Here is a 15,955-nt window from a genome sequence, read left to right as displayed (position 1 = left end):
GATGGTCGGAATCCGTATGCTTGTTGCGAAACGCATTGCCCGACGCGGGCGGGCATCCTATCTTCTGCTCATGCGTTGGTTTGTAACCCTTTTGGCTTGTGTGATGCCGATCCCGGCATTGACCCACCCTCACGTCTTTATCGACACGGGGCTGGAGTTCATCGTGGACGACGCCGGCAATCTGACACATGTGCGCGTCACTTGGGCCTATGATGAGTTTTATTCTCTTTTGGTTCTTGAGGATATGAAGCTGGATCAGGATGCGGACGGCGTTCTGACCCCTTCCGAGGAAAGTTTTCTTGCGGGTTTCGATGCGCAGTGGGTCGAGGGGTATAACGGCGATCTCATAGTGTGGGCAGATGGCACACAAGTTGCCTTGTCCGGCCCGTCCGAGGCGTCCGCTACGACCGAGGATGGCCGTATCGTCACGACCCATCTCAGGGCGGTTGAGGGCGCAGCGAAATCGGCGGCAAACCTGACGGCCAAAGCCTTTGATGAAACCTATTACACGGCCTACGAAGTGACGCGTCCCGTTACCGTGTCCGGGTCGCAGTCGTGCCAGATTGACCGGATCGAACCGGATATTGACGGGCAGTTGGCTCAGATGCAGGCGTTCCTGCGCACGTTGGACGCCGACTACAACCTTGAGGAAAATGATATCCCGCTTGTCGGCGAAAACTTTGCGACCGAGATCCGTATTTCATGTCCAAATACCTGATTGTACCGGTCGCTCTGGCCATTGGTTTGTTGCTTTGGTTCTGGGGCAGCGGGGGCTTCGACCAGCTTGCTGCTTGGGCGGCTGGTGAGCAGCGCGCTTTCCAGAACCAGATCGCCCGCTCTTTGAGGGCCGCCCGCGCCGAACAGCCCGAGGCTGTCGCGACCTTGCTGACCGTTTGTTTCGCCTATGGGTTTTTCCATGCCATCGGTCCGGGGCACGGCAAGGTGTTAATCGGAGGGTACGGTCTGGGTCGCCGCGTCGCATTCTGGCGCTTGTCGGCGATCAGCGTGTTGTCGAGTCTGGGGCAGGCCGTGACTGCCATCGTTCTTGTCTATGCAGGTGTTCTGGTGTTCCAGATGTCACGGGAAAGCCTTGTAGGAACGACCGAGCAGGTCATGGCGCCCATAAGCTATGGCGCCATCGCTGCAATCGGGTTGTGGCTGGTATTCCGAGCCTTGCGGAGCTTTGCGCGGCGGCACAAGTCCCAAACATCCCACCACGATCACCATCATCACGACCACAGCGACGACCATCACGACCATCATCACCATGACGGCGAAGTCTGTTCGGATTGCGGCCATCGCCACGGCCCCACCGCCGAGGAGGTGGCCAATGTCGGTAGCCTGCGCGAGGCGCTGATCCTGATCGCCGGTATCGCGGCGCGGCCCTGCACTGGCGCTTTGTTTGTGCTGATCCTGACGTGGCAGATGGGTATCGCGATGGTGGGGATCGCAGGGGCGTTTGCAATGGCACTGGGAACGGCGATGGTCACGACTCTGGTCGGCTGGACCTCTCTGGGTCTGCGCGGTGGATTGCTGGCCTCGGCCTCGGCCACACGGTTCGCGCAAGTGCTGGCCCCGACCATCGAACTGGTTGCGGGGCTGATGATTGCCGTTATTGCCAGCGGACTGTTGCTGCGCGCTATGTGAATTCGTCAAAAACCGGCTGAGGGTAGCCGACCCGCGCCAGATAGAGCCCTTGCGGTGGGCATACCGGACCACAAGCTGCACGGTCAGCCGCTTGCAGGGCGACACGCACATCTTCGGGTGTCCATGCCCCCGCGCCAACACGTTCCAGCGTGCCGACAAAGCTGCGCACCTGATTGTGCAGAAAAGACCGGGCGCGGACGTGAAAGTGGATTTCGGGGCCGGAAAAGCCCTGAACCTGTTCAACGCGCAATTCGTCCAGAGTTTTGACCGGGCTGGCAGCCTGACAGATCGAGGATCGGAACGTCGTAAAGTCATGGCGGCCAATCAGCATATCCGCACCTGCTTGCATGGCGTCCACGTCCAGCCTGTGGTTGATCTGCCAAACCTGCCCGGCGTCATGGGTCGCGGGCGCACGGCGCATCAGGATGCGAAACAGGTACTGACGTTCCACAGCGGAAAATCGGGCGTGCCAGTCATCCTCGACCCGAGCGGCTTTCACGATCGCAACGGGCTGCGGTTTCAGGTGATAGTTCAACGCTTCTGACAGGCGGAACGGGTCCCATTCCTTGGTAAGGTCGCAATGGGCAACCTGACCCAGAGCGTGCACCCCGGCATCCGTCCGACCGGCTGCGGCAATCGTGTGCGCGCCGGGCTGGATACGCGACAACGCCTGTTCGATTGCCCCCTGAACGGAAGGCAGCTCTTTTTGCCGCTGCCATCCGGCGAACGGCTCCCCTTGGTATTCGACTTTCAGTGCGTATCTTGGCATGGGCTGCTGGTAACGCGCCGCACCGCAACGGGCAAGAGCGGGAAAGCGCTGGTATGTCAGGTCCGTGCTACCTATTTTGAGAGAAACGAAAAAAGCGGGGCGACAATTTGGTCATCTCTTCCCTGTCAGACAGTCTGGTGCGCGGCCTTGAGAGTGTCGGCGACAGCGTGTCCGAAGCCCTGTTCGAGCCGGTGATCCGTTTGGGCGTCACCGGATTGGCGCGGTCGGGAAAAACAGTGTTCATCACCTCGCTGGTTGCCAATTTGCAGGACCGGGGCCGCATGACCGGTCTGGTGGCCCAGCGCGAGGGTCGGATCAACGCCGCCTATCTTCAGCCGCAACCTGACGACACAGTGCCTCGGTTCGACTATGAAAACCATCTGGCGGCCCTGACCGGCCCGCAACCACATTGGCCGGACAGCACCCGCGCGGTGTCGGAGCTGCGCCTGTCGTTCAAGGTGCGTCCCGCCGGTCTGCTGTCTGGCCTGCAAGGGCCGCGAACGGTTCATCTGGATATTGTGGATTATCCGGGCGAGTGGCTTTTGGACCTGGCCCTTTTGGACAAGTCTTATGAGGAGTGGTCGACCGAGACGCTGAACCGCATCGCGGGTCGCGCCGAGGCCGACGCATTTCTGGCGCTGGCCAAGGCCGCAGAGCCTGAGGCCGAGCACGACGAACCCACTGCGCTGTCGCTTGCCAAGGCTTTTTCGGATTACCTGAACGCGGCGCGCGACGCAGGATACTATGACTGCACGCCGGGGCGGTTCCTGTTGCCCGGCGATTTGTCGGGGTCTCCGGTTTTGACTTTTGCGCCGTTGCCCGTTGATGGCAAAGCCCAGCGGCGCAGCCTTCACCACGAGATGGCGCGTCGGTACGCGGTCTATAAATCTCAGGTCGTAAAGCCGTTTTTTCGCGACCATTTCTCACGAATTGATCGTCAGGTCGTTTTGGTGGACGCGCTGGGCGCAATCCACAAGGGTCCGCAGGCAGTTGAAGATATGCGTCGCGCGATGGCGGATATTCTGTCGGCCTTCCGGCCGGGTCGCAATGCGTGGCTGAGCCAGCTTCTTCTGGGGAAACGGGTCGAGCGTATCCTTTTTGCCGCGACCAAAGCCGATCACCTGCATCATCTACAGCACCCCCGTCTGACCAATGTCATGGAGGCGCTAACACGCGACGCCCGCGATCGGGCGAATTTTGCGGGTGCGCAAACGGCGGCTTTGTCACTGGCTGCGCTACGCGCGACGACCGAAGAAATCCGGTCCCATCAGGGGGCAAACCTTCCTTGTGTGCGCGGTACGTTGCCCGATGGAAAACGCGCGGCCTTCTATCCCGGTGAGTTGCCCGAAGACCCGGCCCGCCTGTTGGGGCCGGCCCGCGACGGCGCAGGTGCATGGTTGGACGCCGATTATGGCTTCATGGCATTTGAGCCAGCCCAACTGTCATTACGACCGGGGGATGGTCCGCCCCATATCCGTTTGGACAGGGCTGCGCAGTTCCTCATAGGAGACCGCCTATGACCGTGATCCTGCGTCCAGCCCGCAGCACGGACGCCGGTGCGACCGGTGAAATCCTGCATGGTTTCGCGCTCGAACATGACTGGATGCCGGAATTGCATTCGCGCGCCGAGACCATAGCCTTTTGCGGTCGGATGATTGATCAGGACTGGGTAACCGTTGCGGAAACCGATGAGGGCATCGTGGGTTTTCTGGCGTTGAACCAATGCGAAGTTCATTCCCTGTATCTGGCACCCAAGGCTCGTGGGCGTGGGATCGGACAACGTCTGTTGGACGACGCCAAGTCCAAGCGGGCCGAACTGTCCCTGTTTGCGTTTCAGCTCAACCTACGGGCGTGTCGGTTTTATGAACGTAACGGGTTTGCCGAAGTCGCCCGAAGCGACGGGGCGGATAACGACGAAAATCTGCCGGACATCAAATACGTCTGGAAAAGAAGCGAGGCTGTCGATGGCTAAAGGTCCGGTTGTTTTTGATCTCGACGCCGAAGAGCCTTCGGTTGACGTATCTACCGCGCCGCCGGTTCCGGATGTCGCGCCAGTGCAGGGGCAGGCCATGCAAACGGCGGTCAGATTGGCCGCCAGAAAGCCTTCGGTCTTGTCTCGGTGGTTTTGGGGTTTGGCAACCGCAGCGGTTGGTGCTGTCGTTTCCATCGCCGCCTGGGATTTTGCCACGTCACTTTTGCTGCGCTCACCTGTTCTGGGTTGGGTTGTAACGGGGCTGTTTGGCGCGCTGGTTTTCGTCGCGCTGCTTATCGCCGTTCGCGAGCTGGTCGCGATTGGCCGGTTGTCGCGCATTGATGGCCTGCGCCGGGCTGCTGACGAAGCGCTGGCCGACGAAGATTTGAAAAAGTCCCGCGACGTCGCCGAGAAACTGATCAATTTCTACAAGGGCCGTGACGAAACGAAATGGGGCCGTGATCGCCTGAGCGAGCGTATGGGCGAACAATTCGACGCGTCTGGCCTGTTGACGCTGGCCGAGGATGAACTGCTGGCCCCGCTGGATGCCGCCGCCAGCCGCGAGGTCGAGGCCGCAGCGCGCCAGGTTGCGACCGTGACGGCTCTGGTTCCGCTGGCTTTGGCGGATGTTGTAACGGCTTTGGCCGCGTCGCTTCGGATGATCAGGCGTATTGCTGAAATCTACGGGGGTCGGGCAGGTTTTCTTGGGGGATGGCGGCTAACGCGCGCTGTGTTCGTGCATCTGGTGGCCACAGGCGCGGTAGCAGTCGGCGACGATCTGCTAGAGCCGGTTTTGGGTGGCTCGGTCCTTAGTAAACTGTCCCGTCGTTTTGGCGAGGGGTTGGTAAACGGCGCACTAAGTGCCCGCGTCGGCGTCGCAGCGATGGAAGTCTGCCGGCCTTTGCCATTCTCGGATCAGCACAAGCCATCGACCCGGGCGATGGTTCAACGGGCTTTGACGGGGTTGTTTTCCAAGACTTGACCTAACGCAAGGTATTCCTGTCTGCTGACCTGCATAACAGCGCCGGAGCCAGCCATGACCGAGCACGGACACAGCCATCAGGAAATAGCGGAACGGATCAATGCTCCTCCGGGTCGGGGGGTGCTGCGCGATGTGGTCTACGGCGGCATTGATGGGTCGGTGACTACATTTGCAATCGTGGCTGGCGTGGCCGGAGCGGGTTTATCTCCGTTTGTCATTGTCGCGCTGGGCTTGGCCAACGTATTGGCAGACGGTTTCTCAATGGCTGCGGGGAATTATTCGGGCACCAAGGCCGAGTTGGACAACATCCGCCGCATCCGTGTGATCGAGGAACGCCATATCAGCCTTTACCCTGACGGTGAGCGTCAAGAAGTTCGCGAAATTCTGGCGCAAAAGGGACTTTCGGGGCGCGTGCTTGACGAAGCGACCGATGCGATCACGGCCAACCATGAAAATTGGATAAATCTTATGATCGAGGGCGAATACGGCCTCGGCTCTGTTGATCCGAACCCTTTCAAAGCTGCGATGGCGACATTCTTGGCCTTTCTGGTTGCAGGGATGATTCCGCTCTTGCCGTTTTTGCTGTCCGTCGAGAACGCTTTCACGGTGTCTGTCTGGATGACGATGGGTGTGTTTTTTGCGATAGGAGCGTTGAAAAGCCGCTGGTCGCTGGCCCCTTGGTGGCGGTCAGGGATCGAAACGCTGCTGATTGGCGGTGCGGCCGCGTTGATCGCGTATCTTGTGGGGTCGTTGTTCCACCCATAGGGGGCTGGTGTATCGACAGGCAAGGCAACCCGCGCCATTCGCCGCAGGGGGCGGAACCTCTGGACCATCCGATGCGGGCGTCCTATAAGCGCCGCCATGTATGACCGGATGGCCATCATTATCCGAATTATATCCCCGGCGCTCTGATATCCTGAGACGCCGGGCAAAGGTGTTTGAGACTTCGCACCGACCGCTTCGATCCACACGACGACCAGATCATCCAAAGGACGCCCCCAATGTGCGCCGAAACACCTGATTACAAAGATACGCTGAACCTGCCCAAAACCGACTTCCCCATGCGCGCTGGCCTGCCCAAGCGCGAACCCGCATGGCTGGAGCGTTGGGAGAAGATCGGCGTCTACGACCGCCTGCGTGAGAAAAAAGGCCGCACGCCCTTTACGCTGCACGATGGCCCTCCTTACGCGAACGGTCACCTGCATATCGGTCACGCGCTGAACAAGACCATCAAGGACATGATCGTGCGAAGCCATCAGATGATGGGCCATGACGCGCGTTACGTGCCCGGCTGGGACTGCCACGGTCTGCCCATCGAATGGAAGATCGAGGAGCAGTACCGCAAGAAGGGCAAGAACAAGGATGAGGTGAACGTCGTGGACTTCCGTCAGGAATGCCGCAAATTCGCCGAGGGCTGGATCGAAATCCAGCGCGAAGAGTTCAAACGTCTGGGTATCACCGGCAACTGGGCCGATCCGTATATCACAATGGACTATCACGCCGAGGCCGTGATCGCCGACGAATTCATGAAGTTCCTGATGAACGGCACGCTCTATCAGGGGTCAAAGCCTGTGATGTGGTCGCCCATCGAGAAAACCGCCTTGGCCGAGGCCGAGGTTGAGTATCACGACAAGGAAAGCTTCACCATCTGGGTGAAGTTCAAGGTCGTGAATGCGGGCGATCTGGATGACGCGTTTGTGGTGATCTGGACGACGACCCCGTGGACGATCCCGTCAAACAAGGCTGTGGTTTACGGCAAGGACATCTCGTATGGCCTTTACGAAGTCACAGGCGCGCCCGACGAATGCTGGGCCAATGTGGGAGACAAGTTCCTGCTGGCCGATAATCTGGCCGCCGACGTTCTGGGCCGCGCGCGCCTGAACGACGACCAGTGGACCCGCGTGCGTGACGTGGCCACCGATGAGCTGGAAGGCGTCCAACTGACCCACCCGCTGGCCGGGGCCGAGGGCGGCAATGGCGAATGGGACGACATCCGCGACTTCCGCGCAGCTGAGTTCGTGACCGATACCGAAGGCACGGGCTTCGTCCACTGTGCGCCGTCGCACGGGATGGAGGAATTCGAGCTGTACCGCGACTTGGGCATGCTGGAACAGGTCATCACCTATAACGTGATGGACGATGGCAGCTTCCGCGCCGATCTGCCGTTCTTTGGCGGCAAATACATCCTATCCCGCAAGGGTGGTGAGGGTGACGCGAACAAAGCTGTCATCGACAAGCTGGTCGAGGTCGGCGGGTTGCTGGCGCGCGGCAAAATCAAGCACAGCTATCCGCATTCGTGGCGTTCCAAGGCGCCGATCATCTATCGCAATACTTCGCAGTGGTTTGCATCCGTGGACCGCAAGTTGGACGATGGCATGGGCGAGATGGGCGATACCATCCGTGAACGCGCGTTGCGGTCCATCGACGAGCTGGTCAAATGGACCCCGCAGACCGGTCGTAACCGTTTGTATTCCATGATCGAGGCTCGCCCGGATTGGGTTCTGTCGCGTCAGCGCGCCTGGGGCGTGCCGCTGACCTGCTTTACCAAGAAGGGCGCTCTGCCCACCGACGCGGATTACCTGCTGCGCAATGACGATCTCAACGCTCGCATCAAGGCGGCATTCGAGAAGGATGGCGCGGATATCTGGTACACCGAAGGGTTCAAGGAACAGATGCTGGACGGCATCGCCAACCCCGAAGACTATAATCAGGTGTTTGACGTCCTGGATGTATGGTTCGACTCGGGCTCGACCCACGCCTTCGTACTGCGCGACCGCGAGGATGGGACTGAGGACGGCATCGCCGACGTCTATATGGAAGGCACGGACCAGCACCGCGGGTGGTTCCATTCGTCCATGCTGCAGGCTTGCGGCACCAAGGGCCGCGCGCCTTATCGCAACGTGGTGACGCACGGGTTCACTCTGGATGCCAAGGGCAACAAGATGTCCAAATCACTGGGCAATACCATCGTGCCTGAGGAGGTCGTGAAGCAATACGGCGCCGATATCCTGCGCCTGTGGGTGGCTCAGACCGATTATACCGCCGACCAGCGGATCGGGCCGGAGATTCTGAAAGGCACCGCCGACAGCTATCGCCGCCTGCGCAATACCATGCGGTTCATGTTGGGATCACTGGCAGATTTCACCGAGGCAGATCGGGTCGCGCCCGAAGATATGCCGCGTCTGGAACGTTGGGTGCTGAGCCGTCTGGCCGAGCTGGATGAACAGGTGCGCAAGGGCTATGCCGCGTTTGACTTCCAGGGTGTGTTCAGCGCCGTGTTCACCTTTGCCACGGTCGATCTGTCCTCGTTCTATTTCGATGTGCGCAAGGACGCGCTGTATTGCGATGGTGACAACCTGCGCCGCCGCGCTGCGCGCACGGTTCTGGACATCCTGTTCCACCGTCTGACCACGTGGCTGGCACCGGTTTTGGTGTTCACTATGGAAGAGGTCTGGCTGGAGCGTTTCCCGGGCGATGACAGCTCGGTCCATCTGGTGGATTTCCCGGATACGCCTGGCGACTGGCGCGATGCTGATCTTGAATCCAGCATGGCCAAAATCCGCCGCGTCCGCCGCGCCGTGACTGCCGCACTGGAGATTCAACGTCAGGAGAAAGTCATCGGGTCGAGTCTTGAGGCCGCACCGATCGTGCATGTCGAAGACACCGAGGTGCGTGATCTGCTGGCGACGTTCGACGTGGATGATCTGTGCATCACCTCGGGCCTGACCGTCACCGGTGATCCGGCCCCGGCCGAGGCGTTCCGTGTGCCAGAGATCGAAGGTGTTGCAGTGGTGTTTGAAAAAGCCGAAGGCGAAAAATGCCAACGCTGCTGGAAAATCCTGCCGGATGTGGGGCGCCATGCGCATGACGGCGTGTGTGGGCGCTGCAACGAGGCGTTGGGATAAGTTTCGGGATTTTGCGAGGCTCTGCCTCGCGCTCCGAAGTATTTTTGAACAGAAGAAGCATGGGGCGCGACCTGTTTGGGGTTGCGCCCTTTGTCAAAACGCGGTCAGCATTTGGCTATGCCGATGATTGCTGTTGATACGCGATTTGGATGCCTTGGGGTCGAAGAGACGGACGGGGCGATCACGCGTCTGATCTGGAATGGGCGAAACGCGGGTGAGGCGTCGCCGGTTCTGAAGGAGGCCGCGGCGCAACTGAAGGCTTATGATCAGGGGCGGTTAGAGCGGTTTGATCTGCCCTATCGTGTTGCGGGATCCGAGTTCCAGCGACAAGTCTGCGATCTGATGTTTGCCATACCCTTGGGTGAGACTAGAACTTATGGCGAGATTGCCAAAGAGTTGGGCCAACCGCCGCAACCGGTTGGGCAAGCCTGCGGAGCGAATCCGATTCCGGTGATCATCCCCTGTCATCGCGTGTTGGCCGCGAACGGGTTGGGCGGTTTCTCAGGCGAAGGCGGGGTTGAGACCAAGGTCGCTTTGCTGCGTCATGAACGGGCTGCCGGTTTGCTGATCTGAGTCGCGGATTTCTGTTGCAATCCCGGTGCTTGAGGCCCAACTTGTATCAGATAGAGAATTCAAAGGACCGAATGGTATGACTGCTCAATCAGACTCGGCTGCCCGCAAGAAGGCAATCATCGACCGCCTGATGTCGTTGGAAGCGCAGGAGCTTGCGACTGCGCAGGCGCATTATGATGCGTTTCTGAAGGACTCGCAGTTGGATGATCGCGAAGGTCACGACAAGGATGACATCGCCGCGTCACGAGAGAATGCGGACCTTGCTGCGGCTTTTGACGCGCCGGTTCACGCCCATCATGCCAAGATTGACGTGATCGAAAACACCGATTTCAGCGTGACTGACACGGTGCAGCCCGGTGCTGTGGTCAAGTTCAACAATCGCCGTTTCGTGGTCTGTGTCTCGACCACTCGGTTTGATGTCGATGGCAAGACCTACATGGGTATATCGACCCAAAGCCCGATCTATTTGGCCATGACGGGGCTTCGGCAAGGTGACGTCTTCACCCATAATGGGACTGAATTCGAGGTTCAGGAAGTTTTGTAATCCCGGCTTCTGCGCGGCGGGATCACCTGCTGCGCGATGCCTGCTGAAACCAGATACAAGCTGGTAACAACCAGACCCCAGTGCGCCCAGCTTTCGGGATGGAAATCCACCCATGCGGCCCAGCCTGCAAAGAACGTCCATGCAAGCGCCATCGGCAAGGTCAGGCTGCGCCAGCGTTCGGTGCGCACGGGGTGCACGAATTTGAGCGGCAGGAACATCGCCAGCGACAACAACGATACAAGTAGCAGGATAACCCAAAAACTAGGCTCGAGCGCGAAGACCACGATGACGAACATGTTCCAGCAGCCGGGAAAGCCGGAAAAGGAATTATCCTTTGTTTTCATGCGTGTGTCTGCGAAGTACATGGCGCTGGCGAAGGTGATCACGATAATTGCGAACCAGCCGGTCCATCCGTCCATCAGGCCGGATTTGAACAGCGCAAAGGCCGGGATGAACACGTAAGTCAGATAGTCGATGATCAGATCCAGAAGAACTCCGTCAAATTCGGGGGCGTTCTTTTTGACGTGATAGTGCCGGGCCAGAGGGCCGTCGATACCGTCCACAACGAAGGAAACCACAAGCCACAGGTACATGAGGCTCCATTTCTCTTCTACGGCGGCCAACATAGCCAGCATTGCAAATACGGCGCCGGTCGCAGTGAAGAGGTGGACGGAAAGAGCTTTGAATCTGAGTGTCATGCGTGTCTCTTGAACGATGCTTGGCCCAGATGCAAACCAAAAGCCCGGTTGACGCGAGTTGCCATGCGTCAGGCTTTGGGGTGGGCGCGATTATAGACTTCCATCAATCGTGCAGTGTCTACGGCAGTGTAGGCTTGGGTTGTCGACAATGAGGCGTGGCCGAGCAACTCTTGAATGGCCCGCAGATCGCCTCCTGCGGTCAGCAGGTGGGTTGCGAAACTGTGCCGCAATGCGTGCGGTGTTGCAGTCGCTGGCAGGCCAAGCTGGGCCCGCGCCCGGGCCATGACGCCTTGAACGGCCTTGGGGTTCAGCGGACCGCCGCGCACGCCGCGAAACAGCGCCTTGTTCTCGGATTGCGGGTGGGGGCAGAGTTCAAGATACCGGTCCACCGCGGCGCGGGCGGCTGGTAGAACGGGAACGACCCTTTCTTTGTTTCCTTTGCCGACGACACGCAGCGCCTTGGCAAGAGGGGCGTCGGCACCGGTCAGCGAGAGAGCCTCGGAAATTCGCAGGCCGCACCCGTATAAAAGCGTGACAACGGCGACATCGCGCGCTGAAACCCAGTCATTGTCGGACTGCAACTCGACCGTTTCGATCATTGCGCGAACGGCATCTTCGGCGATTGGGCGAGGGAGTTTCTTTGTAAATTTGGGCGCCCGGGTAGACAAAACGGCAGTGGGTTCAAACCCTTCGCGTTCGGCCAGCCATCGGTAGAAGCTTTTGACGGCGGATAATTTGCGGGCCAGAGATCGCGCACCAACGCCAGATGCGCGCTGATCCGCCATCCATGCACGCATGTCTGACACGGTGATCCGAGACAGGGCCGCCAGACCCGAACGCTCGTTATGATGCAGAGTCATGAAGGACAGGAAGTCGGTCACGTCCCCGCGATAGGCCGTTTGCGTGTTCTCGGACCTGCCAGAAAGCGCCCCCAGGCTGTCCAGCCAAAGCTGCAATGCATCGCGGCAGGCCGGAGAGATCAGGCTCACGACAGCCAGTTGCGCATCGAACGCTCGAAGACGCCCGAGAAGAACGTCAATAGATCGGTGCCCAGTTGCGGCGAGAAGTGATTTGGGTCCTTCGCGCTCATGATGATCATGCCGGGCAATCGGCCTTCACCCAGGTCCAGGCGTAGACATGCTTCGGACCGCAAATGATCGGCGTCTTTGCCAAATATCCGATGCGTGGGATGAATGATCTCGCGCAGGACGACCTCTCGAGCCGGGCCGCTGCGATCAAAGGTCAGGTAGTTGTCTACAAAGCCGGGTTCCACCACGGCGAGCACACCGCCCATCTTTTCGATCGCGGGGTCTTCCTGCACGACGGCTGTTTCCAGAACCAGAGTGATGCGGTCAACGCGCAAAATATCAGCAACGTCAGAGCCAAGCGTGCTTAGGAAGCCCTCGAAATCAACGGGTTCAAGCAGGCGCAGGATCGCGCGATGGACCTGATTGGTGCCTGCGAGGTTCTCATAGGCTGCGGCGATGACGGACTTGTGGGTGTCCTCGAGCCTGTCCAGCCGCGCTTCGAGCCTTTGCATGGCTATGCCGCGCAGGTCGATAATGTTGTCTCCGCGTGCTTCCTCATTGGCGGTGACGAGGGCCTGCATCAGGTCCTTGTCATCCAACACGGCGAAAGGCTCGGCCAGAATCGCCTCGCGGAGAGTGTCCTTGAGTTTGGTATTGCTGCTCATGTCCCGTCCGGTCTTTTTTATGTTTTGCCGCGTTATAACACGGCTTGGCGAATTTGCCTTGGGAAAAATGCCAAAGTGACCGGAATTCGAGCGTTTGGGGGGGGGGAACTCCCGCCTGTCTGGGCCAGATCAGAGATCAGGCCCCACGCAGTTGGGCCGGGCGCGGTGCCTGACGGCACCGCGCGGTCGTGTGGACAATCAGAGGATTTTCTGACCGGTTTTGGCCCAATCAGCAAGGAAGGTTTCAAGCCCCTTGTCGGTCAGCGGGTGATCAGCCAGCTTTTTGATGACAGCGGGTGGGGCGGTGATCACGTCGGCACCGATCCGGGCGCTGTCGGTCACGTGGTTCACGGTGCGGATCGAAGCCGCAAGGATTTCAGTCTCGAACCCGTAATTGTCATAAACCTGACGGATGTCAGCGATCAGGTCCATGCCGTCGAGGTTGATATCGTCCAGACGACCGATGAAGGGCGAGATGAAGGTCGCGCCTGCTTTGGCCGCCAGAATCGCCTGATTGGTCGAGAAACACAGCGTCACGTTGACCATCTGGCCTTCGTCGCTGAGGGTTTTGCAGGTTTTCAGACCGGCCCAGGTCAGCGGAACTTTCACAGCAATGTTGGGCGCAATCTTGGCCAGCTTGCGGCCTTCGGCGATCATGTCGTCGGCTTCGGTCGCGACGACTTCGGCGGATACCGGGCCGTCGACCAGATCACAGATCTCTTTGGTGACTTCCAGGATGTCGCGGCCCGATTTCAGGATCAGCGAGGGGTTGGTGGTCACGCCGTCCACCATGCCCAGATCGTTCAGTTCGGCGATAGCGTCGATCTCGGCTGTGTCTACGAAGAATTTCATGAGGGCAGTCCTTTGATGGGTTGGCCTTGGTCGCGGATGCCTTTACCTCAAAGAGACCCACGCTGAAACCCCCTGCTGAGGATGCACCAGTTTTGAGCAGCCCGGAGTATTTCAATCAAGGTGAACTGGTCGCGGTGCTGACAACGCAGCCGCTGGACCGGACCTTGGATTACAAGGCGCCCGAAGGCGGGTGTTTTCTGGGCGCATTTGTCGAGGTGCCTCTGGGTCCGCGTAAGGTTCTGGGCGTGGTCTGGGGGCCGGGGCAGGGGGGCTTTGATCTGGCCAAGGCGCGATCCGTGATCCGAGTGCTTGAGGTCGCGCCAATGCGCGAAGAGATGCGCCTGTTTCTGGGCAAGGTGGCCGACTACACGCTGACGCCGATGCCCGCGATGCTGAGGCTGGCGACCCGCGCGCCGGGGCTGGGCGATCCGCCGTCGATGAGGAAGGTCTATCGGCTAGGGACTGCCGAGCCGGATCGGATGACTGATGCGCGTACTCGTGTTCTTGAGGTGCTCGGTGATTTTGGAGGTTTGGCTTTCACCCTGAAGGAACTGGCAGAGCAGGCGGGGGTCACGTCGTCGGTCGTCAAGGGGTTGGTGAAACTGGGGGCCGTGCGCGAGGAAGACAGCCCGCGCGATCTGCCGTATCCGCGACTGGACCCCGATTTGCCGGGGAAGAACCTCTCGGGTGATCAGGCGGCTGCGGTCGAAAAGTTGCAGGCCGGGCTGCGAACCGGCGATTACGGCACGACGTTGTTAAAAGGTGTCACGGGATCGGGAAAGACCGAGGTCTACCTGGAGGCCGTGGCCGAAACCTTGCGCATGGGACGTCAGGCGCTGGTGCTGCTGCCCGAAATCGCCCTGACCGCCGAATTCCTGACCCGGGTCGAGGCGCGGTTCGGCGCGCGCCCGGCTGAATGGCATTCGGGTGCGACCATGACCGAACGCCGACGCGTCTGGCGGATGGTCGGGCAGGGGGATGCGCAACTGGTCGTGGGCGCTCGGTCCGCGCTGTTCCTGCCGTTCAGGGATCTTGGGTTGGTCGTGGTCGATGAAGAACACGATACCTCGTACAAACAGGAAGACGGCGTGCACTACAGTGCGCGAGACATGGCGGTCCTGCGGTCCTCAATTTGCGGAGGGCGGGTGATTCTGGCCAGTGCCACCCCGTCGCTGGAAAGTTGGGCCAATGCCGAGGCCGGGAAATATGAGCGGCTCGACCTGACGTCGCGCTTTGGCGCGGCGGTTTTGCCCGAGATGAAGCCCATCGACATGCGGGCCGAGCAGATGCAGCCGGGGACGTGGATATCTCCGTCCCTAAGGCAGGCGGTGCGGCGGCGGATCGAGCGGGGCGAGCAGTCTCTGCTGTTCATCAACCGGCGCGGTTACGCACCGGTGACGCTTTGTCGTGCCTGCGGCGAACAGATCGCCTGTGACCATTGCGACGCGCGGATGGTCGAGCACCGGTTCCTCAAACGTCTGATGTGCCATCAATGCGGTGAGACGAAGCCGATGCCCGAGGCCTGCCCTTCTTGCGGGGTCGAGGGCAAGCTGGCCCCGGTCGGGCCGGGGATTGAACGGCTGGCGGAAGAGGCCGAGGCCACATTTCCCGAGGCCAAGATCGCGATGCTAAGTTCCGATTTGTTCGGTTCGGCCCGCGCGCTGAAGGCCAAGATTGAGGAGATTGCCGAAGGCGACGCGGATCTCATCATCGGGACGCAGCTAGTGGCCAAGGGGCACAACTTCCCCAAGCTGACGCTGGTGGGTGTGATAGACGCGGACCTCAGCCTGCACGGTGCCGACCTGCGCGCGGCCGAGCGGACTTTTCAGCTTATGCGGCAGGTCGCAGGGCGGGCAGGGCGTTCGGACAAGCCGGGGCAGGCGCTTTTGCAGACTTTCCAGCCTGAACATCCCGTGATCCGCGCCATTCTGTCGGGGGACGAGGAAGGGTTCTGGAAAGCCGAAGCAGCAGGTCGTCAGGCTGCGGGCGTGCCTCCTTATGGGCGCATGGCTGGAATTGTCCTCTCGGGGCCAGAGGTTGGGCCGGTTTTCGACATAGGCAATGCGATGGCGCGCAACGATGCACCTTTGCGTGACATCGGCGCGCAGATATTCGGTCCTGCGCCTGCGCCAATTGCCCGGATACGGGGGCGGCACAGGGTGCGACTGCTGGTCAAGGCTCCGAAAGGCGCACCCATTCAGGATGCGATTGCCCGGTGGATTGCCCCCTTGCGATTGAAGGGGGATATACGCCTGACGGTGGATATTGACCCTCAAAGTTTCTACTGATCTCTGCATCCACGAAGATCGACTGTGCGCGG

The 15,955-nt window shown here is 60.1% G+C and carries 15 protein-coding genes; 10 read left to right on the top strand and 5 right to left on the bottom strand.

Translation table 11 applies throughout. The features are described from left to right. Positions 1 to 16: 16 nt before the first annotated feature. Both ACR0LH_RS04600 and ACR0LH_RS04595 read left to right on the top strand, forming a co-directional pair. A complete protein-coding gene (locus ACR0LH_RS04600; RefSeq protein ID WP_480719831.1) occupies positions 17 to 718 on the top strand; it encodes a DUF1007 family protein in 702 nt (233 codons plus the stop codon). Next, positions 703 to 1,647: a nickel/cobalt transporter gene (locus tag ACR0LH_RS04595; RefSeq protein ID WP_480719830.1), complete on the top strand. Its 945-nt coding sequence runs from the start codon at positions 703 to 705 to the stop codon at positions 1,645 to 1,647. The genes ACR0LH_RS04600 and ACR0LH_RS04595 overlap by 16 nt, the downstream gene beginning before the upstream one ends. On the opposite strand, the gene truA is transcribed toward ACR0LH_RS04595, so the two are convergent. Beyond that, positions 1,640 to 2,416 (bottom strand): tRNA pseudouridine(38-40) synthase TruA, encoded by a 777-nt coding sequence (gene truA, locus ACR0LH_RS04590; RefSeq protein WP_480719829.1) that lies wholly within the window; start codon positions 2,414 to 2,416, stop codon positions 1,640 to 1,642. The genes ACR0LH_RS04595 and truA overlap by 8 nt on opposite strands. 107 nt (positions 2,417 to 2,523) lie before the next feature. Between truA and ACR0LH_RS04585 the strand changes: the two genes are divergently transcribed. From ACR0LH_RS04585 to ACR0LH_RS04555, 7 genes are all read left to right on the top strand, one after another. Beyond that, a complete protein-coding gene (locus ACR0LH_RS04585) occupies positions 2,524 to 3,936 on the top strand; it encodes a YcjX family GTP-binding protein (RefSeq protein WP_480719828.1) in 1,413 nt (470 codons plus the stop codon). Further along, positions 3,933 to 4,388 carry a GNAT family N-acetyltransferase gene (locus ACR0LH_RS04580; RefSeq protein WP_170484491.1) on the top strand — a complete coding sequence of 152 codons (456 nt, stop codon included), beginning with the start codon at positions 3,933 to 3,935 and terminating at the stop codon, positions 4,386 to 4,388. Before ACR0LH_RS04585 ends, ACR0LH_RS04580 begins: the two co-directional genes overlap by 4 nt. Beyond that, positions 4,381 to 5,370 carry a YcjF family protein gene (locus tag ACR0LH_RS04575; RefSeq protein ID WP_480719827.1) on the top strand — a complete coding sequence of 330 codons (990 nt, stop codon included), beginning with the start codon at positions 4,381 to 4,383 and terminating at the stop codon, positions 5,368 to 5,370. Before ACR0LH_RS04580 ends, ACR0LH_RS04575 begins: the two co-directional genes overlap by 8 nt. 54 nt (positions 5,371 to 5,424) lie before the next feature. Next, on the top strand, positions 5,425 to 6,135 hold the full coding sequence (locus ACR0LH_RS04570; RefSeq protein WP_480719826.1) for a VIT1/CCC1 transporter family protein: 711 nt from the start codon (positions 5,425 to 5,427) through the stop codon (positions 6,133 to 6,135). A 236-nt stretch (positions 6,136 to 6,371) separates the two neighbouring features. After that, positions 6,372 to 9,275 carry an isoleucine--tRNA ligase gene (gene ileS / locus ACR0LH_RS04565; protein ID WP_480719825.1) on the top strand — a complete coding sequence of 968 codons (2,904 nt, stop codon included), beginning with the start codon at positions 6,372 to 6,374 and terminating at the stop codon, positions 9,273 to 9,275. A 117-nt stretch (positions 9,276 to 9,392) separates the two neighbouring features. Then, positions 9,393 to 9,848, top strand: a complete 456-nt coding sequence (locus ACR0LH_RS04560) for a methylated-DNA--[protein]-cysteine S-methyltransferase (protein ID WP_170565660.1) — start codon at positions 9,393 to 9,395, stop codon at positions 9,846 to 9,848. A gap of 76 nt (positions 9,849 to 9,924) precedes the next feature. Further along, positions 9,925 to 10,392, top strand: a complete 468-nt coding sequence (locus tag ACR0LH_RS04555) for a hypothetical protein (protein WP_170570020.1) — start codon at positions 9,925 to 9,927, stop codon at positions 10,390 to 10,392. On the opposite strand, the gene ACR0LH_RS04550 is transcribed toward ACR0LH_RS04555, so the two are convergent. The 4 genes from ACR0LH_RS04550 to fsa all read right to left on the bottom strand — a co-directional run bounded on the left by ACR0LH_RS04550 (position 10,377) and on the right by fsa (position 13,635). Then, a complete protein-coding gene (locus ACR0LH_RS04550) occupies positions 10,377 to 11,090 on the bottom strand; it encodes a CDP-alcohol phosphatidyltransferase family protein (RefSeq protein ID WP_170414263.1) in 714 nt (237 codons plus the stop codon). The genes ACR0LH_RS04555 and ACR0LH_RS04550 overlap by 16 nt on opposite strands. A 68-nt stretch (positions 11,091 to 11,158) precedes the next feature. Next, the gene (locus ACR0LH_RS04545; protein WP_480719824.1) at positions 11,159 to 12,079 is read right to left on the bottom strand and encodes a tyrosine recombinase XerC; all 921 of its coding nucleotides are present in this window, start codon (positions 12,077 to 12,079) and stop codon (positions 11,159 to 11,161) included. After that, complete coding sequence (locus ACR0LH_RS04540; RefSeq protein WP_480719823.1) at positions 12,076 to 12,783, bottom strand: DUF484 family protein; 708 nt, start codon at positions 12,781 to 12,783, stop codon at positions 12,076 to 12,078. The genes ACR0LH_RS04545 and ACR0LH_RS04540 overlap by 4 nt, the downstream gene beginning before the upstream one ends. Before the next feature lie 198 nt (positions 12,784 to 12,981). Next, positions 12,982 to 13,635, bottom strand: coding sequence for a fructose-6-phosphate aldolase (gene fsa / locus ACR0LH_RS04535; RefSeq protein WP_152457215.1), 654 nt, complete (start codon positions 13,633 to 13,635; stop codon positions 12,982 to 12,984). A gap of 92 nt (positions 13,636 to 13,727) precedes the next feature. On the opposite strand from fsa, the gene ACR0LH_RS04530 reads away from it, so the two are divergent. After that, positions 13,728 to 15,923: a primosomal protein N' gene (locus ACR0LH_RS04530; protein ID WP_480719822.1), complete on the top strand. Its 2,196-nt coding sequence runs from the start codon at positions 13,728 to 13,730 to the stop codon at positions 15,921 to 15,923. Positions 15,924 to 15,955: the final 32 nt, after the last annotated feature.

The organism is Ruegeria sp. CL6 (genome assembly GCF_056536465.1).
The sequence above is the reverse complement of the archived record's forward strand: the minus strand, read 5'-3'. Positions and strand labels throughout refer to the sequence as shown.

What these genes read in the sequence shown, in the direction of transcription:
- ACR0LH_RS04600 (WP_480719831.1), top strand. Translation starts at nt 17, where the DNA reads ATGCTTGTTGCGAAACGCATTGCCCGACGCGGGCGGGCATCCTATCTT.
- ACR0LH_RS04595 (WP_480719830.1), top strand. Translation starts at nt 703, where the DNA reads ATGTCCAAATACCTGATTGTACCGGTCGCTCTGGCCATTGGTTTGTTG.
- truA (WP_480719829.1), bottom strand. Translation starts at nt 2,416, where the DNA reads ATGCCAAGATACGCACTGAAAGTCGAATACCAAGGGGAGCCGTTCGCC.
- ACR0LH_RS04580 (WP_170484491.1), top strand. Translation starts at nt 3,933, where the DNA reads ATGACCGTGATCCTGCGTCCAGCCCGCAGCACGGACGCCGGTGCGACC.
- ACR0LH_RS04575 (WP_480719827.1), top strand. Translation starts at nt 4,381, where the DNA reads ATGGCTAAAGGTCCGGTTGTTTTTGATCTCGACGCCGAAGAGCCTTCG.
- ACR0LH_RS04570 (WP_480719826.1), top strand. Translation starts at nt 5,425, where the DNA reads ATGACCGAGCACGGACACAGCCATCAGGAAATAGCGGAACGGATCAAT.
- ileS (WP_480719825.1), top strand. Translation starts at nt 6,372, where the DNA reads ATGTGCGCCGAAACACCTGATTACAAAGATACGCTGAACCTGCCCAAA.
- ACR0LH_RS04560 (WP_170565660.1), top strand. Translation starts at nt 9,393, where the DNA reads ATGCCGATGATTGCTGTTGATACGCGATTTGGATGCCTTGGGGTCGAA.
- ACR0LH_RS04555 (WP_170570020.1), top strand. Translation starts at nt 9,925, where the DNA reads ATGACTGCTCAATCAGACTCGGCTGCCCGCAAGAAGGCAATCATCGAC.
- ACR0LH_RS04550 (WP_170414263.1), bottom strand. Translation starts at nt 11,090, where the DNA reads ATGACACTCAGATTCAAAGCTCTTTCCGTCCACCTCTTCACTGCGACC.
- ACR0LH_RS04540 (WP_480719823.1), bottom strand. Translation starts at nt 12,783, where the DNA reads ATGAGCAGCAATACCAAACTCAAGGACACTCTCCGCGAGGCGATTCTG.
- fsa (WP_152457215.1), bottom strand. Translation starts at nt 13,635, where the DNA reads ATGAAATTCTTCGTAGACACAGCCGAGATCGACGCTATCGCCGAACTG.